Below are 19,100 nucleotides of genomic sequence, written 5' to 3' on the forward strand. Positions count from 1 at the left end.
ACGTGACGGATCTTGAAAGGAAGTTATACCGAAGCATTTATAATATGAGCCGATTTCGCAACAACCCTTCGATGGATGACCTTAAAAAGAAAACGGGTAAAGATGAACTCGCGATCCGTAAGGCTGTTAAAAACCTGATGTCTAGAAATGAAATAGAATGGGATAAAGAGAAGCATGAGTGAAAGTTCAAGTAATGTAAAAAAGCCGCCCAGGTGGACGGCCAATTTTACATATTACTCTTATTCATATTGAGCAGGAGCAATTTTGGCTACTGGCGCACCACAAAATAGCATGAATACGAATAACACGCTTGGCTTAATTGCAAGGCCCATACCGCCTAAGTAAACTGCCACTGTCATCCAATCTCCCTTATCTATTGCTTTTTGCAGATGCTTTAAAGTACCTTTAGCGATACCAACTGCATCCTCGACACAGCGAGTTACCGTGTTACTTTTCGTAGTCGCTTCTTGATTCATTAATTTTGCGAAAGCGATCATGCCATTTTTCTCTGCATTTGTATAATGTGATTTTGCAAGCTCTTCTTCATTAATGGTGTAGCCTTTTTCTTTATCAGAAATGATAATCTTTGTGAAGATGTATTCAATTTCTTTTAAAGACTTCTCAATTTGCTCTTCTGTCAAACCTTCTAATCCCTTTGTGCTTTGTGTCTTTGCAGCAGCAGCTGGAACAAAGGCAGTCACAGCCAGAACTAATGCTAACATTAAAAAAACTAATCTTTTCATATTAACTCCCCCTTTTTTTAACTTAAAATCACTTTATCATACATTTATGTAAAATAAAGGGTTTTAAGAGAGAGTTAAACCCATTAGACTCAATCATACATAAATCGACATATTACGCCCACAAGTTTAAACATAAAAACGAGAGAAAATAAATGACCATGCCCAACATTACAAAAAATTTAAGGAAATTTTCGTACTTTGTGAGAGGGCGCTCTTTTTTTGTTTTGACTAGTTTCCAATAAAGAGCGTATCCAGAGAAGAAAAGAATTAATTGACCAAGTCTTGAAGCGTTCTCTAATATATCTATACCATTCATTATAGTTCACCTCCCAAATTAGAGAAAAATCAAACATTCTACACATCTACTTTTCATGTATATCCAAGGTAATTTCAATTTATTATCTCAAATTTCCTTTTCGCCTTCCAACATTTATGTAAAAATAAGTAATAAGAAGCATTACACAAGATAGATCTATCCCTCCTTTCTCTACTTGTTTTTTGATTTTCCAAAAATACGGATGATAGATAGGTGTACTTGAAGTAACTGAATTAACACAAAAAACCCCTCCAAAAAAATGGAGGAGTTCTCAGAAACACTAAACAATTATAGCCATATATACCCTTCCACACAAAAGGAAGTTGTAGCTTTTATGAAAGAAGAAGTTTTTTAAAATGTTGCCAAAATGTTGCCAGACCCGCATCAAGGGCTTTAAAACCCTTGATGCGACTGCATTCTAAAAGTTTTGATGGAGACGGTGGGAGTCGAACCCACGTCCAGAGACATCGATTACTTAAGCGTCTACGAGCGTAGTCAACATATTTTGTGTTCACTCATCCTCATGCCTGCTGACGGGCGCTTGGAGAGCTAGTCTGATGGATCTCTTCTTACGTCCTCAGACGGAAACGTAAGCGTAGCCTACTTCATTGGGCTCCTCACAGACACATAGGCGATGTCAGGAAGAGCTCGCTGCGCTTATTAGGCAGCTAGTGCTAAGTTTTGGTTAAAACTTTTAGTTTTGCCAGTTACATTTAAGTGCGTGTTAACGAGATCGCCTCTCGGCTCGCAGCCTAAGCTCGAACCATCCCTGTCGAATCCGTAACGTCCCCTTGTAAAAGGGATATACGGGATGGAAGTTCAGCTTCACTGCTTCCGTATATAACTATTATAACAATCTCACTGCTCGAAACAACTGGTGGTTTCTGTCAAAACAGCGATGATTGTTTACTGCATAACATATTGTAGCATAATGCTTCCGCTCTCAGCAAGCCATCAGCATCAGGCTAGAATTGCTTTTGACGATCGCGGAAGGCACGTTCGATTTCACGTTTTGCATCTTTTTTCTTCAAGTCTTCACGTTTATCGTATTTCTTCTTCCCTTTTCCGATTCCAATCAGCACTTTGGCAAAGCCATTTTTCAAATAGAGTTTCAGAGGCACAAGTGAGTAGCCTTCTTCCTTCGTCGCACCAATCAATTTGCTGATTTGCTTGCGATGAAGAAGCAGCTTTCTCGTTCTCAGCGGATCATGGTTATAACGGTTCCCCTGCTCGTATGGGCTCACATGCATGTTGTGAAGGAACACTTCTCCTCGCTCGATTTTGGCAAAGGAATCTTTTAAATTCACTTTTCCAGCACGAATCGATTTGATTTCAGTTCCTTGCAACACAAGACCAGCTTCATACGTTTCTTCTATAAAGTAATCATGATTTGCTTTTTTGTTTTGGGAAACAACCTTTCCCTCTCCCTTTGGCATTGGCGTACACCCTCCTTTTGACACAAACACGGTCCAAATCGTACGGATTATTTTATCAAACAATCCAGCTTTCGACAATGCTGACGCCATGTGGTCAAAAAGCAAATAGAGCGTGATGCCCTATTTGCTTTTTGGCACGTTACTTTTTCTTTTTGCGTTTTTGTTTCGGTGCGTTTTCAAATACGCGTTTTTTCTTTTTCTTCTTTTTACGGCTTGTGAACCAGTCACTTCCGCTTTTATCCTCTTTGCCTTTTTCCCCAGAGGCTTTTTGACCTCCACGCCCTTTTTTCGCTGGTGGATCTGTTCGTTTTTTGAACTTGAAATCTTTTGGTGATTTACGGCGAGTGCCCTTCATACCGACGATTTCAAAATCAATTGAGTGCTCATCTTTATTGACATTCACGACTTTGACAGTGATTTCATCACCGATACGGTAGACATTCCCTGTACGTTCACCGATCATGGCAAAGTGCTGTTCATCAAAGCGATAGTAGTCGTCAGTCATGTAGCTGACATGGACAAGACCTTCTATCGTATTCGGCAGTTCAACGAATAGACCGAAGTTCGTCACGGAACTAATCATACCATCAAACTCTTCACCGATTTTATCTAGCATAAACTCTGCCTTTTTCAAGTCATCTGTTTCACGCTCTGCATCGACTGAGCGGCGCTCCATTGTAGATGCATGATCTGCGATTTCAGGCAGCAGCTGGCCCCACTTTTCTAAGGTCGCTTCATCTGTCTTTTTCTGAATCAAATAGGTTCTAATCAGTCTATGCACGATTAAATCCGGATAACGGCGGATCGGTGATGTGAAGTGTGTATAGAATTCCGTTGATAATCCAAAATGGCCAATGCTTTCTGGATCATACTTCGCCTGTTTCATAGAGCGAAGCATCACAGTTTGAATGACGACTTCTTCTGGTTGATCCCTGACAGCATCGAGGACACTTTGAAGTGCGCGTGGGTGAATGTTCGTTGACGTCCCTTTCACAATGTAACCAAACGTCGTCACGAACTCTAAAAAGCGCTGAAGTTTCTCAGGATTTGGTTCTTCGTGAATTCGGTAAATGAACGGAACATTCATCCAGTGGAAATGCTCTGCAACCGTTTCGTTTGCAACAAGCATGAATTCTTCAATTAATTTCTCTGCAACGGAACGCTCACGAATGACAACATCTTTCGCAGCGCCTTCATCATCTACAAGTACTTTTGCTTCCTTGAAGTCAAAGTCTACAGCTCCGCGCTCCATTCGTTTGTCACGAAGAATCTCTGCAAGCTTCTCCATCTCTTGGAACATCGGCACTAGCGGCTCATATTTATTTAGAAGCTCTTCATCTTGGTCGACTAAAATCTTATTCACATCGGAATAGGTCATTCTCTCTGTCGTTTTGATCACACTTTGGAAAATCTCATGTTTGACGACTTTCCCGTTACGATCAATAACCATTTCACAAGACAGGGTGAGACGATCGACCTTTGGATTTAATGAACAAATACCGTTTGACAAACGATGCGGAATCATCGGAATGACGCGGTCGACGAGATAGACACTCGTTCCACGTTCATAAGCTTCCTGATCAATCGGAGAATTCTCTGTGACATAATGAGAAACGTCTGCAATGTGCACGCCAAGCTTATATTTGCCATCATCCAGCTTTTGCACGGTTACGGCATCATCTAAGTCCTTTGCATCTGCACCGTCAATCGTCACAATCGTTTCATTGCGCAAGTCGCGTCTGCCTTCAAGGTCTTTTTCATCAATCGTTTCCGGTGTGTCTACTGCCTGCTGAAGTGCTTCTTCTGGGAACTCACCTGGCAGACCGTGTTTATGAATGATCGACAAAATATCAATGCCAGGGTCATTTTTATGACCGAGGATTTCAGTCACTTCACCCTCTGCACTCATTCTTCCTTCAGGGTAGCTTGTCAGCGTCACAACGACTTTATGACCTTCGACCGCACCGTTTTTAGCGGATTTCGGAATGAAGATATCGTTTGTGATTTTTTTATCATCAGGAATGACAAAGCCAAAGCTTTTCGTTTCTGTATAGGTACCGACAACCGTCTGAGTATTGCGCTCCAGAATGCGGATGACCGTTCCTTCTTTTTTCGTGCCGTTTGATTTGTGGCTGACACGAACCATGACAGTATCGCCATTCATCGCTGTGCCTAACTCATTTGGCGGAATGAAAATATCATCCTGTCCAAACTCTTCAGGCGTTACAAATGCAAATCCTTTTGCATGAGCAGACAGCTTTCCTTTTACCAAATTCATTTTTTCTGGTACACCGTAACGGTCGCTGCGCGTACGAACGATGAGTCCTTGATCCTCCAGCGTCACAAGTGCTTTGACGAGCTCTTTATAATCATCAGGATTGGTAATCTCCATCATGACTTCCAGCTCTTGAACAGTTAACGGTTTATATGCTTCTTCTTTCATAAAAGCGAGTAATTCATCCATAAATTCTTCTTTTTGCACACTCTAACCCCCTATATATTTAAATTGACCAATCAAGTGATTCTAAGAATGCATAGACATCCTGATGAACCTTCTCCCGCTCTTTATCAAGCGTGATGACATGGCCTGATTCTTCATACCATTTCAAATGCTTATCATCTGTCTCTACTTCGTTATAAATGATATTTGCACTGTCTGTATTAATCATATGATCGTGACGTGCCTGCACAACAAAAGTAGGTGAATAGATCATGTCGACATTGTTTCTGACATCTGCAATCAGTTCTTGCAGGCTCCTCAGTGTATCCATTGGTGTTTTCTTGAACGCTTCCATTTCTTGTTCAATTTGGTCCTCTGACTTACCCTCAAATTTCTTATAGTTACGGGCATAATCTAGTACACCCTGGTACATGACTTCTTCACTTTTTATGTACATAGGTGCACACATAGGTACAATTCCCTTTACAGGTACAGTGTAACCTAATTTCAATGAAAAAACTCCTCCGAGGGATAGTCCGCAAACTGCAATCTCCTCATAGCCCTCATCTTTTAAGAATTGATAGCCTTCTTCTACATCTTTCCACCAGTCAGCCGGGCCTGTATGGACAAGCTCTTCTGGCGGCACACCGTGTCCTTTATATTGAGGTGCATGGCATGTATATCCTCTTTCGTTCAAATAACGGCCAAGCATTCGAACATCGGCTGTATTCCCAGTAAAACCGTGAAGAAGAAGCACCGCCTTTTCTCCACCTTTAAACGTAAATGGTTTTGGTGTAACAACTTTCATGATGTGACTTCCTTTCCTTCTGATATGGTTTATATTTTCCACTTGTATGTATGAAACAAACACAAAAGAGTGCTGATAATAAAAAAAGGTCTGAAAAAAGATCAGACCTTCTGTTACTCGCGCTTTACACGCCTAAATATGCCAATGCAAGTGTTAAGATGAAGAAAAGCACTGACAAAATAACCGTTAAACGGTGAAGAATCAAGTCAAGGCCTCTCGCTTTTTGCTTACCGAAAAGCTGCTCGGCTCCACCTGAAATAGCGCCTGACAGTCCAGCACTTTTACTTGATTGTAGTAATACAACGATGATAAGTGCGATACTGACAATTACGAGTAATGTGATAACAAATGCGTGCATGAAAACACCTCCAGACAAACTGGTACACATAACTTTATTTTACATGAAAACAAGGTGCATGTCACGAAACATCAAAATAAAGATTTCCTATATATTGTCGACTTGATTCGTTATTTTGATACAATTTCGTTCCAAAGTGCTGATTGCAGCATTTTTATATGAAATTTTTCGGTTAAAAACACATTTTAATGAGTTGCTTCTTCCTTCAATAGCTGTTTTAATTCTACTAACAAACGTTCAGCTCCTTCAGGACTCAGCATCACGTTCCCATTTCCATAGCTTTTGTTGTACTTCGTCACTTGTCCCGTTAACAGGCAGCTCTTATCTGCATCATATTTTTTCAGCATAATGGTTTGATCTTCAATGAAAATTTCTAACAGCTGCTCTTCTTTAATATTGAGTACCTTGCGCATTTCTGAGGGCAGAACAATTCTGCCGAGAGAATCAATGTGTCTGACCATCCCAGTCCTTTTCAATGACATTTCCTCCTTGATGATGATATCATTTATTGACTTTTGTCAATATCTTCATAGTAAAATAGATCTTCAAATTTTTTATCAAAGTAATGAATCATTTTGCCAATGACAAGCTGTCCTGGTTTTCGGTGACCATTTAATACCCTGCTAAGTGTGGCAGGAGAGATGCCAATTTCATCAGCGAGCTGATTTAACGACATATCGTTCTCGATCATATACTGCATGACAAAAGCCCGCCTGATCTGAATCTTTTCGACCATCATTACAACCTCCTATGGAATCATTATGTACAACATGTAAGGCTCTCACATCAAGCAGATTCATTAACTTATGTCAACACTTTTACCCCTCTGCTATTTCCTTTGGTCAATGATCATACTAAAATAAGTCATATACTGAAATGTGAGGTTCGATGTCATGAATCACTTTGGTGAACAATTACGCATTTTAAGAGAAAATAGAAAAATGTCGGTCAATCAACTTGCCATGTATTCAGGTGTAAGCGCTGCTGGTATTTCTCGTATTGAAAATGGAAAGCGCGGTGTGCCAAAGCCTTTAACCATAAAAAAATTAGCACACGCCTTGAAGGTGCCTTATGAGGATTTAATGCTGCTTGCCGGTCATATTGAACAGGAACAAGTTCATGAAATGAAACCGAAATATGAGTCCATGTTAAAAATCTATCAAACGGCGCTTCAAAAGGATGTAGAACATCTCCCCATTTTTGACGGAGACAAATGGGAAAGGCTCTCCGCACAAGACATCAGCCAGCTGAATGAATACTTTCTCACGCTCATCGACCAAAAAAAGGCGAACAAATAGCGGGGCATAAACCTAATGTACATCCACCATTAACTAATGTCAATATTTTCATGGTGTGCTTATTGCCAATAGTCAACAAATCAAGTAAAATAGACATATCGAATCTATAACCATGTGAGGTTTTGCGTTGATGAACTTTGGTGCATATTTAAGAGCATTACGTGAGGAAAAGAAGCTGTCGGTGAACCAATTAGCGATGTATTCTGAGGTCAGCGCTGCCGGTATATCTCGTATTGAAAACGGGAAACGCGGCATTCCGAAACCTCCTACGATTAAAAAGCTAGCTGGTGCGTTAAAGGTACCTTATGAAGACATGATGCAGGCTGCGGGCTATATTGAGGAGGCCTCTTCTGTCCATCAGCACGAGGAAGATGATCTTTCTTTATCCAAAATAAAGGAAGCCGCAGCGCAATATGAACTTGATGATCTCGAAATATTTGATGGTAACATATGGTCAACCCTTTCGAAAAAAGAAATAGAGGACCTCAACCGCTATTTGTTATTTATGTTAAACAGCCGTTCGTCCTCATAAATGTTTAAGCTTTTTGCGCCGATTTATGACAGATTTACGGTATAATGGGTTCAGATTGGAGTGAAGAAAGATGAATCAATCTGATATGTGCCCGCGGTTTGAAAAAGCAGTTGAGTTATTGAGTAAACGCTGGGTGGCACTGATTGTTTTTCAGCTTCTCTCAGGTCAGCAGCGCTTTAGTGAAATTGAGGCGGCTCTGACAAATTTAAGTGGAAGAGTTTTATCTGAGAGATTAAAAGAGCTGGAGGCAGCAGGTATTGTAAAACGGGAGGTTTTTGCTGAAACACCCGTGCGCATTGAGTATTCTTTAACAGATATGGGGCGTTCACTTGCACCCGTTTTTGAGGAAATTGCGAAGTGGTCCTCTGAATGGATCACGCTTGAATCATAAAATACCAGCATGCGGACCACCTGATCATCATAAAACAACCTCCCTTACAGATGTAAGGGAGGTTTTGTCTTTTCAACCGCTTAAGCAGATGTGATGTTTTTTTCAGCTAACGCTTTTCTTTCCTTTTTCTTGTTTGTCGGGCTTAAATAGCGTTCGAGCCAGCCCATGACGAGGTCAGCCATAATAGCCATAAGCGCAGTTGGAATCGCACCTGCTAAAATGATAGCTGTTCCGTTTGTGGCGTTTGATCCTCTGATGATGATATCACCAAGTCCTCCCGCGCCCACAAATGTTCCAATCGCTGTAATACCGATGGCAATGACCAGTGCGGTTCTTAAACCAGCCATAATGACTGATAAAGCAAGCGGTAATTCAACCATTCTCAGCACTTGCCATTTCGTCATGCCCATCGCTTTACCTGATTCTAAATAAGCATGTTCAATGCTGACAATGCCCGTATACGTGTTTCTGATGATCGGCAGAAGCGAATACAGAAAGAGTGATAGGATGACTGTATTTGCGCCAAGTCCTAATACAAGCATCAATACGGAAAGCATCGCTAATGCCGGTATCGTTTGAATGACGTTGGTAACGGCGAAGATCCAATTGCTCAGCTTGCGGTAATGCGCGACAAAGATGCCTACTGGAATCCCGACAATTGCCGCAAACAACACCCCATACGCCGACATGAGAAAATGGCGATAAAATTCTTCTAACACATATGACCCGTTCTGCTGATAATACGTCCATAATTGCTGCAGTGTGTCCATCAGCCGTGACACCTCCCCATCTTACTCAAAGTAATTGTGTTTTTTCAGGAAATTCTTCGCAACGGTTGCTGGTTCTTGAAGCTCCCCGTCGACTTGATAGTTCAGCTCTTGCATTTGTTCTGTATCGATTTTTCCGATCAGCCTGTTGATCACCTTATCAAGCCCTGGATTTTCTTTTAAGACTTTCTCCGGGACTACTGGTGATGCATCATACGGCGGGAAGAACCGTTTATCATCTTTTAAGATTTTAAGGTTATAGGCCTTGATTCGTCCATCTGTTGAATAGGCAAGCACAATATCCATTTTTTCATTTTTTAATGCATCATAGACTAAACCAATCTGCATCGGATATGTGCTGCCAAATTTGATTCCGTATGTTTTCACGAACCCGTCATAGCCGTCGCCTTTCTTTTTGAGCCAAATATTATCGACACCAAATCGGTAATTGTTCGCATTCTTTTTCAAATCAGAGACCTTTTCTAACTTGTTTTCCTTCGCCATCTTCTGCGTCACAGCAAAGGCATACGTATTATCAAATCCATAAGAATCAAACCATTTGTAATCATATCGCTTTTTAAATTCTTTTTGGACGATCTCCATGGCACGCTCCGGGTCTTTTTCCGCATCCATTCCAAGCGTGCTTGTTAAATCCGTGCCTGAATATCTTGTCGCAGAAATGTCGACATCTCCGTTTTCCATTGCTTTCTGCTGCACAGTGTTGGAGCCTAGGTTTTTCACAATAGTCGTCTTTTTATCTGTGTAATGTTCGATCATATCGCCAACCATATAGGCCATAATTTCTGATTCGGTAAAGTTTTGTGCTCCAATTCGCAGCGTGCCCCCTGAGGAGCCGGCTAGTCCAGGAAGTGAACAGCCGCTTATCAATAGCAAGCATCCGGCAAGCAGTGCACTGATCCATGTTGTTTTTCGATTCTTCACATAAGCCAACTCCTTATGAAACTTCCTTCAATCCTTTTAAGCCTTCTGGTGTTACTTTTTTCTCCAGCTTCATTAATGATAGGTCGATGATGACTGCTAAAATTGTGACTGGTATCGCACCCGCAATAATAAATTCCGGCTGATACAGCTGAAGTCCAATCAAAATGTAGTCACCTAGACCGCCTCCACCGATAAAGGCTGCAAGTGTTGTCCAGCCAATCAAATATATCGTTGACGTTCTGACACCTGCCATAATGACCGGTACAGCAAGCGGGAGTTCAACAAGACGAATTTGTTCCCAAGTTGTCATCCCGATTCCTTTACCGGATTCAAGCAAGTTTTTGTTCACACCCTGGACCCCGGCATACGTATTTCTTAAAATAGGTAAAACCGAATAGAAAAAGAGAGCAACGATTGCAGGTATTTTCCCAACCCCCAAAATAGGAATAAAAAAGGCAAGAATCGCTAAACTAGGGAGTGTTTGAAAGATATTCACAACACCGATGATAAAACCTGCGCCTCGCTTCATTCGTGTGAGTACCACACCTAAAGGAACGGCAACGATAATACCAAGCACAACAGCAATTAAGGAAATATATAAATGCTCCCACATTTTTGTGAGGAGTTCCCCACCATTTTTCTCTAGAAAGTCGATGATTTGATCCATGTGTACACCTCCCTTACTTCATTTCAGTGACAGCCGCCGGCGTATCGTCTCCCCAAATGGAGTCGTACACAACATCTACAAGACTTGCACGTGTCACAATGCCTTTTAAGTGCCCTTCTGCATCCACAACCGGTACATATTTAATGCCGCGTATTAAGATTTTCCGGACAGTGTCTCTTAGAAGTGCACCTTCTTGTACGGTATAGAACTCTGTATTTAAAATATCACCAACGAAAGCTGCTTTTCTGCGGTTCGCATCGATTGTTTCAATATCGATATAGCCTTTTAGCACATGATGTTCATCTACTACAAGCAAGGAATCGACCCGCTTTTCTCTCATGATGTAGATGGCATCTGTTAATGTTTTTTCAACTGTAACGGTGACTGGTGACGTGTTCATCATTTGTTCTACACGTTCCATATTCGGATTTGATTGAAGCAGACGTTCTTTGCCGATGAATTCTTCTACGAATTCATTGGCTGGGTTCCGCAGAATATCGTCAGGCGTACCTACTTGGACAATCTCTCCATCTTTTAAAATCACAATTCGATCAGCTAGTTTAATAGCTTCGTCCATGTCATGTGTGACGAATACGATGGTTTTATTTAACGTTTTTTGCAGTTTCTTAAATTCTTCCTGCAATGAATCTCGTGTGATTGGATCAAGTGCGCCAAACGGTTCATCCATTAGGATCAGAGGGGGTTCCGCTGCTAGTGCGCGAAGAACACCGATGCGCTGCTGCTGTCCTCCGCTGAGTTCATGAGGGTAGCGCTCTAAATATTCCGGTCCCATGTCGACAAGCTTCAGCAGTTCACGTGCCCGTTCTTTTCGTTTTTCTTCCGGCCATTTTAACAGCTTCGGAACAAGTGAAATGTTTTGTGCGATGGTCATATGGGGGAACAGTCCAATTTGCTGAATCACATAGCCAATTTCTCTTCTTAATTGAACTGGGTCTTTTTTCATAATGTTTTCTCCCTCGATGAAGATTTTTCCTGAGGAAGGTTCGATGAGTCGGTTGATCATCTTCATGGTTGTTGTCTTACCACAGCCACTCGGTCCAATAAAACAAATAAATTCTCCTTTTGCTATTTCTAAATCAATATTTTTGACAGCTTTTTTTCCGCCTTTATACGTCTTAGATACATTCTCTAGTTTCAGCAAATGAGACACCTCCATTAGTCGGATCAATATTTTCAGAAAATTTACACCTTATTTATTATAGTGCAAACTTTATAAAATAAAAAGTTTATGATGTGTTTGTATTGCATAACATTTATTTAAAATTTTCAGTTAACGGCCTGCTAGATAGAGATCTCTCCTTTTTCCTCCAAATTACGAGCAAATACTCAATATTTATTGTTTTCATCAACAAACAGGTATATGATATATTGTGTTACAAATTGTCAGTCGTGAAGGGATGAATCGGGGAGTGGACAAGCAAGCGTTAGGTGCCATTCAAAAAGCACAGGATCATTATATTGAAAAAGCTGCCGAGAACATGAATGCCTTTGGTCTTTCTTCTACAGTGGGTAGAGTGCTTGGTATCATTCACATGAACCGTAAACCAATGACGCTTGGAGAGCTATCAGAGGCGACAGGCATGAGCAAAACGAGAATGAGTCAAGTCGTTCGAGAAATGCTTGATTTGAATATTGCGGAAAAGGTTTATGAAAAAGGAATACGTAAAGATCTATATGACGTTGAGCAAGATCAATACCAAACGTTTATTTCCTTGTTTGCAGCCAATTGGTCCCGAGTTGTCAGCAAAAACCGCAAGGCACATAAGAAAACGTGCAAGGAATTGCTGGAGCTGCTTGAACAGGACGACCTGCCAGAAGAGACAGAGAATAAAATCAATCTGCTTCTTTCAGAAATCAAGGAAAGTCTTGATTACTATGATTGGATTAGCCGTTTAATTGAATTCTTTGAAAGTGAAGAAGTGTTTAAGCATGTGCCGAAACCTTAAAAAAAGCTGTTTTATTTTACATCATTGTAGAAAAAAACAGCTTTTTTATATACACTTATTGCATAAACATTGGAAACATCCCTTTTAAGCCTGCGCCGATCATCTCAACTGCCACTACAGCAAGAATTAATCCCATTAACCGCGTCACGACATTCATCTCTGTTTTCCCCATTTTCCGCATAATGAAACTTGAATAATGAAAGGCATAAAAGGTCATTGCCAGAACGATGACAATGCCGATTAAAATCGTAAACATGTGAAGCATCCCTTGACTTCCCGGGGTTAAACTCATCACTGTAGCGATTGTACCGGGACCAGCGATGATCGGAATCGCCAGCGGCGTAACGGAAACATCCGCCTTTTCTATGCTTTCTGCCTTTTCCTCAGAATGAGGATTTTGGACATGTGACTCCTTTGCATTCAGTAAATTGTAAGCGATACCAAAAATAAAAATACCTCCGGCGATACGGAGTGCATGAATATCGATACCAAACAATTTGAAAATGAGCCTCCCTGCCAATAGAAAGGCAACAAGAATAATGAAAGAGACCACAATGGCTTTTTTGGCTGTCTGGGAGCGTTCTTTCTCTGTATATCCCTCTGTTAAAGTGATGAAAAGAGGCACGTTTCCAATAGGGTTTGATACAGCAAATAATGAGACCACGACATGAATCATAAAGGAAATCAACAGACACCCTCCTTTTTTCATAGTGTCTGCCAATCTGATGTGAATATTCCCTTGTGATGTTAAAACCTGTATATATTTAACCGATGATAATAAAGGTTTTATAGAAAGGGGAATGACACATGAAGAAGACGATCACCATCATCCTTCTATCTGTTGCGGTTTTAGGAGCAGCCGGCTGGATGGTTTGGCAGCAGCAGATCATCAAAGCAGCTGAGGAAAAACATCAGCAAGAAAGCAAAATGAACGAAGAGCAGCTTTCGAAGTTAACATCAGTTCAAGCGGATATGAAGCATGAAAACGAAAAACAAAAAAAGAAACTGTCTACCATCACCAAAAAGCTCAAAAACGAAAAGAAAGCCTATCAAAAAGAAGTCAAGCAGCGTAAAATACTTGAGTCAAAAATTGACCAGCTTCAAAAAGAGCTGACAGCAGCGAAAGCCACTGTTCAAGCGAATAAACAGAGCGCACAGGCTGCAAGGCAACCAACTGTAAAAAAAGATCCAAATGTCACTCACAATCCGCCCTCACAATGGGTACAGGATCAATATGATTGGGGTGTGAAACAAGGATATATTAAAGAATAGAAAGGATGAAAAAACATGATACACATTCGGCCATTGTCAGGTGATCAATCCGTCCCTATGGATCTTTTACTCTTAGCTGATCCTTCAAAGGAAAAGGTTCTTACTTATGTGCAATCCGGCTCTTGTTATGCCGCGTATCATGATCGGGACGTGATTGGTGTCTATGTGCTTTTATCTCTGTCTCAGCAGACAGTTGAAATCATCAATGTCGCCGTGAAGGAATCATGGCAAGGGAAAGGAATTGGGAAGCAGCTGATCCGCCATGCCATTGCTGAAGCGAAAGCCGCAGGTTTTCACACGGTTGAAATCGGCACAGGCAACTCGAGCATTCAACAGCTCGCACTTTATCAGAAATGCGGCTTCCGCATGACATCTATTGACCACGATTTCTTTCTTAAGCATTATGATGAACCGATTTTTGAAAATGGCATTCAGTGTATGGATATGGTACGACTGTCACTCACTTTGCAAGCAGACTGATGTTTTGTTCCGTCCGTCTGCTTTTTTATGTTCTGCGTTTTTTTACCACATGCTTCACATATTGAATGAAGAAATAAAGCACGGCGCCAGCTAAAAAGCAGACCACACATCCAAAGAGCGTCGCCTCTGAGCTGAATTGATACTCTTCAATTTTCATGATATAAAATGGCATGCCAAACAATGTTGGGCTTGATTCAACATGATTGACCTCTAGCAGCAGTAAAAAAACAGGGGACATAAACACAGCAAATACATACAGCATCGCAAGTGTTATACCGCTGGAAAACGAATGAAATACTTTGATCATCTCTTTCTCTCCTTCATCTCTTTTAAACTGGCTGTGATATTTTTTCCGTCAGGGCAAGCTGGATGCAGCATCACCGTATTCAGTAAAGAAAAAAACAGCAGCTGATGACTTACAGGATGCTTCCATATCATAAAAAGCACAAGCGAACAAAGCACTGGAAAGAGCGGGCCTGCAAGTGCCACTATCATATTGAAGCTCGGCCGGACAAATTTCTCATGGACGACCGCCACATGCTTCCAATCAATCGTGATCACAAAATCAAAGAGCGGCCTTTTTTCGATCTTGTTACACAACATGATCATCAGCATATGACCGAGTTCATGTATCATCACAACCGCTAGGAAACTACACACAAGTTCTATCATCGCAAGACAGGCCTCTTTAACATGACCGTATATATACAGCTATAAAATGCAAGTGAACCTAACAGATAGGCGGTGGCGAGAAGATACACATCTGCTGAAAGCCACTTCAATAAAAGCATATCGATGAAGCTGAATACAGCAATCATCATCACGATGACAAACAGTTTATTAAACTCACTGATCTTCACGATAAACCCTGTACAGGCCGCCATGGCAGTGATCAACAAAATGGACAAACTTGCGAGGCCATGACCTTCACTTTCAATACCTATCACCATAGATGCAAACCCAATAAACACAAAATATATCAACAAATTAATAGCGTAATAAAATAAAATTCTCGACAATAAATAAGCACCCTTTGATGTATTTAACATAAAGATGGCCCTTTGATTCATATGATATTCTCTGCCAATCATCAGTGGAAGCATGATCAATATTTCCTTTAATGCATACTGCACAATAAAGGCATACATCCAGCCGGTTTCTACAGGTGTAAAAACAATAGGCAACCCCGCAGTCAAACAAACGAGAAATAAAAACAAAATGCCCTGTTCTTTAAAAACAGCTGACCGGCTGAAATAGACCAATTCCTGCCGCAGGTGCGTCAGAAAGGAAGATTGCGTTCTAATTTTCTTGTAAGAAAACGACTTTACCTCTGTTTTCAGCTGCAAAAACATCTGATGGACATAAGAAGCCGCTAACCCCTTCAGCCATAGCCAGCCAGCGCTTAGAAGGATCACGAGAAATATGAGATAGACTGATGGCCATACTCGGATCATCTCCATTGCTTTTTTCAAAAGGAGAAACACCAATAGATTCAGCACCGCAAAGCCGAGCGTTTGCAGCAGCAAATGCTCTTTTGTTTTTGAGACGAAACGGCTCACAGCAATCCGCATCACCATCCAAGAAGCAAGTGCAAGCAGCACGAGCAAACAGCAAGTCATGCATACAACCGTTATCCAATACAAAGATGGCGTAACACCGCTGATCAAAAGGCCTAAGACAATCGGTAAAAAAAGCAGTCCTACCATGAGAAAACAAAAGAGCACTGGAAAGAAATACACACAAAGGACAAATGGCACACTTTGTATCGCACTATTCAAAAAGTAGAATTGATATTCCTGACGCTTTAATTTATTGCGGGATAACACAATACCTGCGCCTAAAAGTAAAAGCGTCATTTTCATCAATTGGAGATATAGAGCAGCCGGCTCACTTTCTCCCGCCTGCATGAAAAAGCGCAGACTGATAACGACGTATATCGCGTACATGAGCAAGAAAAAAACCGCGGCTGCGAGAAGCTGTATAGGGTACTTTTTTGCGAGCTGCTTTCCTTTCGTTGTCAGCATTCCCCATTCTATTTTATGAAGAACGTGTCGTGTCCAGATCATTGAGTAACCTCTCCACCTGCATATAGTAATCTCGATTCATTTCTTTATAAATCTCTTCAAGTGCCTGATGAGGAAATGTCTGAGTCGTTTCTTGGCGGGACATATCCAGCTTGACGTCCCCATTTCTTAAGATCATGAGATGGTCATAAAGCGTATCACCAAAGCTCAAATGATGGGTTGAAATGAGAATGCCAGCGCCTTGATCTCTCAGCTTCATAAGCACCTTTTTTAAGATGATCATCATATCTGGATCAAGACCGTTCGTTGGCTCATCGAACACATAATAATCACATGGCCTGAGGAGCTGTGAAATGATCTGCGTTTTCTTTTGATTGCCATGAGACAGCTGAGCGATAGGCTGATCCATATAAGAACCCAGCTCAAACAGATCGATGAACGTCTCTTCCCGTGTGACATCTTGCTCATTTGGCAGCTGAAGTAATTGAAAGTATTCCCTCGGTGATAAATAATCGAACAATGAATGCTCGTCAGGAATATAGGAAACATGTTTTTTCAATAAGGAGATATGTTCTGAGGATTGAAGGTTCAGCTGTTTACCATGTAAAGTGACGCATCCTTTAAATGGCGTCAGCCCAAACATGGATTGGATTATCGTCGTCTTTCCCGCACCATTATGCCCCAAAAGCAGCAGCATCTGCCCTTTCTCGACATTCATTTGAATATTGCGGAGAGAGAAGGTGCGGCTATATGTTTTTTCTTTTAATCGTAATGTCAGCATCATATCCCTCCGTTTGTTTCAGATAGAACAGATGCCCTTGCATCTGTTCTCATCCCTGTTAAAAACCGCACTGGATTTTAACGTACATGCCTAATAATTTGAACTCACCTAAAAATTTGGAGCCTCGTCCAAAGGTCTTGCATGCCCAAATCAATGCTCCAAGTGAAATAATGCCCAATATAGCGGCAAGGACATAAATCCAAAATGCGTTTTTCTGTACATTCTTAGAAGTTAGAATTCGTTGCTTCCTTTCATCATATGCCGCCAATAGGTGAAGAACATACATATATACACCTACTGGAAAACGAAGGCTAAAAGGATTCAGCATCTCATCACCCCCTAATATATGTAAAATGATACCACCCCCTTACAGAAAGCATAAGTTCATTTCAGATCATATTTTTAGTCGATTTTTCATGATTTAGTGCTTATAAATGGAGGGGATTTTGCCTTCTTCTCTAACTGAAGGAGGATTTTTTACAGAAATAGGATAAGTCAAATGAATTAGCCAGAGGATTTCGCTTAACACAAAAAAACGCTGCGCCCCGCTCTCATGAAAGAGCGGAACGCAGCGCATAGCTGACATTATTTATTCAAGTTATAGAATGTTGCAATGCCGTGATATTGTGCTGTTTCAGCCAATTGATCTTCGATGCGAAGTAATTGGTTGTATTTCGCCACACGGTCCGTACGAGACGGAGCACCTGTTTTGATTTGTCCAGCGTTTGTTGCAACAGCGATGTCTGCAATCGTGCTGTCTTCAGTTTCACCAGAACGGTGAGAGATAACAGCTGTGTATCCTGCGCGTTTTGCCATTTCGATTGCATCAAATGTTTCAGTTAATGTACCGATTTGGTTTACTTTGATCAGGATTGAGTTACCAACGCCGTTTTTGATTCCTTCAGATAGCTTCTTCGTATTTGTAACGAACAAGTCGTCTCCTACTAGCTGAACCTTGCTGCCAAGGCGCTCAGTTAATAGTTTGTGACCTTCCCAGTCGTTTTCATCAAGGCCGTCTTCGATAGAGATGATTGGGTATTTCGATACCATATCTTCATACCAGTCAACCATTTCAGCAGATGTTTTCACAACACCTTCACCTGATAAATGATATTTACCGTCTTCTTTGTTGTAGAACTCAGAAGATGCAGCATCCATTGCAAGCTTCACTTCTTCACCTGGTTTGAAGCCAGCTTTTTCGATCGCTTCAACGATTGTTTGAAGTGCTTCTTCGTTAGAACCAAGGTTTGGAGCGAATCCACCTTCATCACCTACAGCTGTGTTTAAGCCTTTTGCGCTTAATACAGATTTCAGGCTATGGAAGATTTGAGCGCCCATGCGAAGTGCTTCACGGAAGTTCGGTGCACCTACAGGCATAATCATGAATTCTTGAATGTCTACGTTGTTATCCGCATGCTCTCCGCCGTTGACGATGTTCATCATTGGTACTGGAAGCGTTTTGGAGTTGAATCCACCAAGGTATTGATAAAGTGGAATTTGTAAGAAATCAGCAGCCGCACGTGCTACAGCGATAGATACGCCAAGGATTGCGTTTGCGCCTAATTTCCCTTTGTTTTCTGTTCCGTCAAGTTCGATTAACATTTTGTCAATCGCTACTTGTTCTGTTACATCAAAGCCTAAAAGCTCTGGTGCAATGATTTCGTTTACGTTGTTTACAGCTGTCAGAACACCTTTTCCAAGGTAACGGTCTTTGTCTCCGTCACGTAGTTCTACTGCTTCATATTCACCAGTAGAAGCACCACTTGGAACAAGCGCACGGCCAAAGCCGCCAGATTCTGTGTAAACTTCTACTTCAACTGTTGGGTTACCGCGAGAGTCTAATACTTCGCGTGCATATACGTCAACAATGTATGGCAT

At 41.3% G+C, this 19,100-nt stretch carries 26 protein-coding genes and 1 other RNA gene; 7 read left to right on the plus strand and 20 right to left on the minus strand.

Annotated features, from left to right (window positions below; genetic code table 11):
• Positions 1-2 precede the first annotated feature (2 nt).
• The gene (locus MHH61_RS05445; RefSeq protein ID WP_034623886.1) at positions 3-182 is read left to right on the plus strand and encodes a hypothetical protein; all 180 of its coding nucleotides are present in this window, start codon (positions 3-5) and stop codon (positions 180-182) included.
• Positions 183-239: 57 nt separating this feature from the next.
• On the opposite strand, the gene MHH61_RS05450 is transcribed toward MHH61_RS05445, so the two are convergent.
• The 9 genes from MHH61_RS05450 to MHH61_RS05490 form a co-directional block, all read right to left on the minus strand.
• Entirely contained in the window at positions 240-743 is a 504-nt protein-coding gene (locus MHH61_RS05450; protein ID WP_056765776.1) for a hypothetical protein, read from the minus strand.
• 112 nt (positions 744-855) lie between these two features.
• The gene (locus MHH61_RS05455; RefSeq protein ID WP_065214778.1) at positions 856-1,059 is read right to left on the minus strand and encodes a hypothetical protein; all 204 of its coding nucleotides are present in this window, start codon (positions 1,057-1,059) and stop codon (positions 856-858) included.
• A gap of 428 nt (positions 1,060-1,487) precedes the next feature.
• Positions 1,488-1,850, minus strand: a transfer-messenger RNA (tmRNA) gene (gene ssrA, locus MHH61_RS05460).
• A 174-nt stretch (positions 1,851-2,024) separates the two neighbouring features.
• Complete coding sequence (smpB, locus tag MHH61_RS05465; RefSeq protein WP_012011279.1) at positions 2,025-2,495, minus strand: SsrA-binding protein SmpB; 471 nt, start codon at positions 2,493-2,495, stop codon at positions 2,025-2,027.
• 139 nt (positions 2,496-2,634) lie between these two features.
• On the minus strand, positions 2,635-4,977 hold the full coding sequence (gene rnr, locus MHH61_RS05470) for a ribonuclease R (RefSeq protein ID WP_024426057.1): 2,343 nt from the start codon (positions 4,975-4,977) through the stop codon (positions 2,635-2,637).
• 19 nt (positions 4,978-4,996) lie between these two features.
• On the minus strand, positions 4,997-5,743 hold the full coding sequence (locus MHH61_RS05475) for a carboxylesterase (protein WP_024423480.1): 747 nt from the start codon (positions 5,741-5,743) through the stop codon (positions 4,997-4,999).
• Positions 5,744-5,867: 124 nt separating this feature from the next.
• Positions 5,868-6,101, minus strand: a complete 234-nt coding sequence (gene secG / locus MHH61_RS05480; protein WP_003212746.1) for a preprotein translocase subunit SecG — start codon at positions 6,099-6,101, stop codon at positions 5,868-5,870.
• Positions 6,102-6,286: 185 nt separating this feature from the next.
• A complete protein-coding gene (locus MHH61_RS05485) occupies positions 6,287-6,577 on the minus strand; it encodes an AbrB/MazE/SpoVT family DNA-binding domain-containing protein (protein WP_024423481.1) in 291 nt (96 codons plus the stop codon).
• Between the two features lie 29 nt (positions 6,578-6,606).
• On the minus strand, positions 6,607-6,840 hold the full coding sequence (locus MHH61_RS05490; RefSeq protein WP_024426059.1) for a helix-turn-helix transcriptional regulator: 234 nt from the start codon (positions 6,838-6,840) through the stop codon (positions 6,607-6,609).
• 154 nt (positions 6,841-6,994) lie between these two features.
• Here MHH61_RS05490 and MHH61_RS05495 point away from each other — a divergent pair, with 154 nt between their 5' ends.
• The 3 genes from MHH61_RS05495 to MHH61_RS05505 all read left to right on the plus strand — a co-directional run bounded on the left by MHH61_RS05495 (position 6,995) and on the right by MHH61_RS05505 (position 8,322).
• Positions 6,995-7,399, plus strand: coding sequence for a helix-turn-helix domain-containing protein (locus MHH61_RS05495; protein WP_024426060.1), 405 nt, complete (start codon positions 6,995-6,997; stop codon positions 7,397-7,399).
• A 130-nt stretch (positions 7,400-7,529) separates the two neighbouring features.
• Complete coding sequence (locus tag MHH61_RS05500; RefSeq protein WP_024426061.1) at positions 7,530-7,931, plus strand: helix-turn-helix domain-containing protein; 402 nt, start codon at positions 7,530-7,532, stop codon at positions 7,929-7,931.
• Between the two features lie 70 nt (positions 7,932-8,001).
• Complete coding sequence (locus tag MHH61_RS05505) at positions 8,002-8,322, plus strand: helix-turn-helix domain-containing protein (protein WP_024423485.1); 321 nt, start codon at positions 8,002-8,004, stop codon at positions 8,320-8,322.
• 80 nt (positions 8,323-8,402) lie between these two features.
• Here the strand turns inward: MHH61_RS05505 and MHH61_RS05510 are convergent, their stop codons facing one another.
• The 4 genes from MHH61_RS05510 to MHH61_RS05525 are packed head-to-tail and all read right to left on the minus strand — an operon-like array spanning position 8,403 to position 11,860.
• Complete coding sequence (locus MHH61_RS05510) at positions 8,403-9,092, minus strand: ABC transporter permease (protein ID WP_024423486.1); 690 nt, start codon at positions 9,090-9,092, stop codon at positions 8,403-8,405.
• A gap of 21 nt (positions 9,093-9,113) precedes the next feature.
• Positions 9,114-10,031: an osmoprotectant ABC transporter substrate-binding protein gene (locus MHH61_RS05515; protein WP_024426062.1), complete on the minus strand. Its 918-nt coding sequence runs from the start codon at positions 10,029-10,031 to the stop codon at positions 9,114-9,116.
• A 13-nt stretch (positions 10,032-10,044) separates the two neighbouring features.
• Positions 10,045-10,698: an ABC transporter permease gene (locus MHH61_RS05520; RefSeq protein ID WP_024426063.1), complete on the minus strand. Its 654-nt coding sequence runs from the start codon at positions 10,696-10,698 to the stop codon at positions 10,045-10,047.
• 13 nt (positions 10,699-10,711) lie between these two features.
• Entirely contained in the window at positions 10,712-11,860 is a 1,149-nt protein-coding gene (locus MHH61_RS05525; RefSeq protein WP_025094044.1) for a betaine/proline/choline family ABC transporter ATP-binding protein, read from the minus strand.
• A 268-nt stretch (positions 11,861-12,128) separates the two neighbouring features.
• Between MHH61_RS05525 and MHH61_RS05530 the strand changes: the two genes are divergently transcribed.
• Positions 12,129-12,665 carry a GbsR/MarR family transcriptional regulator gene (locus MHH61_RS05530; protein WP_024423490.1) on the plus strand — a complete coding sequence of 179 codons (537 nt, stop codon included), beginning with the start codon at positions 12,129-12,131 and terminating at the stop codon, positions 12,663-12,665.
• 55 nt (positions 12,666-12,720) lie between these two features.
• Here the strand turns inward: MHH61_RS05530 and MHH61_RS05535 are convergent, their stop codons facing one another.
• On the minus strand, positions 12,721-13,353 hold the full coding sequence (locus MHH61_RS05535; RefSeq protein WP_024423491.1) for a MarC family protein: 633 nt from the start codon (positions 13,351-13,353) through the stop codon (positions 12,721-12,723).
• Between the two features lie 119 nt (positions 13,354-13,472).
• On the opposite strand from MHH61_RS05535, the gene MHH61_RS05540 reads away from it, so the two are divergent.
• Together MHH61_RS05540 and MHH61_RS05545 are read left to right on the plus strand one after the other, a co-directional pair.
• On the plus strand, positions 13,473-13,937 hold the full coding sequence (locus MHH61_RS05540; RefSeq protein ID WP_125586053.1) for a hypothetical protein: 465 nt from the start codon (positions 13,473-13,475) through the stop codon (positions 13,935-13,937).
• Positions 13,938-13,952: 15 nt separating this feature from the next.
• Positions 13,953-14,417 (plus strand): GNAT family N-acetyltransferase, encoded by a 465-nt coding sequence (locus tag MHH61_RS05545; protein WP_125586051.1) that lies wholly within the window; start codon positions 13,953-13,955, stop codon positions 14,415-14,417.
• 25 nt (positions 14,418-14,442) lie between these two features.
• Here the strand turns inward: MHH61_RS05545 and MHH61_RS05550 are convergent, their stop codons facing one another.
• The 6 genes from MHH61_RS05550 to eno all read right to left on the minus strand — a co-directional run bounded on the left by MHH61_RS05550 (position 14,443) and on the right by eno (position 19,100).
• Positions 14,443-14,724, minus strand: coding sequence for a hypothetical protein (locus MHH61_RS05550; RefSeq protein ID WP_125586049.1), 282 nt, complete (start codon positions 14,722-14,724; stop codon positions 14,443-14,445).
• The gene (locus tag MHH61_RS05555; RefSeq protein WP_098677548.1) at positions 14,721-15,089 is read right to left on the minus strand and encodes a hypothetical protein; all 369 of its coding nucleotides are present in this window, start codon (positions 15,087-15,089) and stop codon (positions 14,721-14,723) included. Before MHH61_RS05555 ends, MHH61_RS05550 begins: the two co-directional genes overlap by 4 nt.
• Positions 15,086-16,483, minus strand: coding sequence for a hypothetical protein (locus tag MHH61_RS05560; protein ID WP_125586047.1), 1,398 nt, complete (start codon positions 16,481-16,483; stop codon positions 15,086-15,088). Before MHH61_RS05560 ends, MHH61_RS05555 begins: the two co-directional genes overlap by 4 nt.
• On the minus strand, positions 16,455-17,222 hold the full coding sequence (locus MHH61_RS05565) for an ATP-binding cassette domain-containing protein (RefSeq protein WP_024423497.1): 768 nt from the start codon (positions 17,220-17,222) through the stop codon (positions 16,455-16,457). Before MHH61_RS05565 ends, MHH61_RS05560 begins: the two co-directional genes overlap by 29 nt.
• 58 nt (positions 17,223-17,280) lie before the next feature.
• On the minus strand, positions 17,281-17,550 hold the full coding sequence (locus MHH61_RS05570; RefSeq protein WP_024423498.1) for a hypothetical protein: 270 nt from the start codon (positions 17,548-17,550) through the stop codon (positions 17,281-17,283).
• A 257-nt stretch (positions 17,551-17,807) separates the two neighbouring features.
• Positions 17,808-19,100: a phosphopyruvate hydratase gene (gene eno / locus MHH61_RS05575; RefSeq protein ID WP_003212752.1), complete on the minus strand. Its 1,293-nt coding sequence runs from the start codon at positions 19,098-19,100 to the stop codon at positions 17,808-17,810.

Origin of the sequence: Bacillus sp. FSL K6-3154, assembly GCF_040869395.1 — a bacterium.
Classification (GTDB): Bacteria; Bacillota; Bacilli; order Bacillales; family Bacillaceae; genus Bacillus; species Bacillus safensis.

Excerpts from the sequence above, each read along its gene's own strand:
- MHH61_RS05450 (WP_056765776.1), bottom strand. The coding sequence starts at position 743 with ATGAAAAGATTAGTTTTTTTAATGTTAGCATTAGTTCTGGCTGTGACT.
- MHH61_RS05455 (WP_065214778.1), bottom strand. The coding sequence starts at position 1,059 with ATGAATGGTATAGATATATTAGAGAACGCTTCAAGACTTGGTCAATTA.
- smpB (WP_012011279.1), bottom strand. The coding sequence starts at position 2,495 with ATGCCAAAGGGAGAGGGAAAGGTTGTTTCCCAAAACAAAAAAGCAAAT.
- MHH61_RS05475 (WP_024423480.1), bottom strand. The coding sequence starts at position 5,743 with ATGAAAGTTGTTACACCAAAACCATTTACGTTTAAAGGTGGAGAAAAG.
- secG (WP_003212746.1), bottom strand. The coding sequence starts at position 6,101 with ATGCACGCATTTGTTATCACATTACTCGTAATTGTCAGTATCGCACTT.
- MHH61_RS05490 (WP_024426059.1), bottom strand. The coding sequence starts at position 6,840 with ATGATGGTCGAAAAGATTCAGATCAGGCGGGCTTTTGTCATGCAGTAT.
- MHH61_RS05495 (WP_024426060.1), top strand. The coding sequence starts at position 6,995 with ATGAATCACTTTGGTGAACAATTACGCATTTTAAGAGAAAATAGAAAA.
- MHH61_RS05500 (WP_024426061.1), top strand. The coding sequence starts at position 7,530 with ATGAACTTTGGTGCATATTTAAGAGCATTACGTGAGGAAAAGAAGCTG.
- MHH61_RS05505 (WP_024423485.1), top strand. The coding sequence starts at position 8,002 with ATGAATCAATCTGATATGTGCCCGCGGTTTGAAAAAGCAGTTGAGTTA.
- MHH61_RS05510 (WP_024423486.1), bottom strand. The coding sequence starts at position 9,092 with ATGGACACACTGCAGCAATTATGGACGTATTATCAGCAGAACGGGTCA.
- MHH61_RS05520 (WP_024426063.1), bottom strand. The coding sequence starts at position 10,698 with ATGGATCAAATCATCGACTTTCTAGAGAAAAATGGTGGGGAACTCCTC.
- MHH61_RS05540 (WP_125586053.1), top strand. The coding sequence starts at position 13,473 with ATGAAGAAGACGATCACCATCATCCTTCTATCTGTTGCGGTTTTAGGA.
- MHH61_RS05545 (WP_125586051.1), top strand. The coding sequence starts at position 13,953 with ATGATACACATTCGGCCATTGTCAGGTGATCAATCCGTCCCTATGGAT.
- MHH61_RS05550 (WP_125586049.1), bottom strand. The coding sequence starts at position 14,724 with ATGATCAAAGTATTTCATTCGTTTTCCAGCGGTATAACACTTGCGATG.
- MHH61_RS05555 (WP_098677548.1), bottom strand. The coding sequence starts at position 15,089 with ATGATAGAACTTGTGTGTAGTTTCCTAGCGGTTGTGATGATACATGAA.
- MHH61_RS05560 (WP_125586047.1), bottom strand. The coding sequence starts at position 16,483 with ATGATCTGGACACGACACGTTCTTCATAAAATAGAATGGGGAATGCTG.
- MHH61_RS05565 (WP_024423497.1), bottom strand. The coding sequence starts at position 17,222 with ATGCTGACATTACGATTAAAAGAAAAAACATATAGCCGCACCTTCTCT.
- MHH61_RS05570 (WP_024423498.1), bottom strand. The coding sequence starts at position 17,550 with ATGCTGAATCCTTTTAGCCTTCGTTTTCCAGTAGGTGTATATATGTAT.
- eno (WP_003212752.1), bottom strand. The coding sequence starts at position 19,100 with ATGCCATACATTGTTGACGTATATGCACGCGAAGTATTAGACTCTCGC.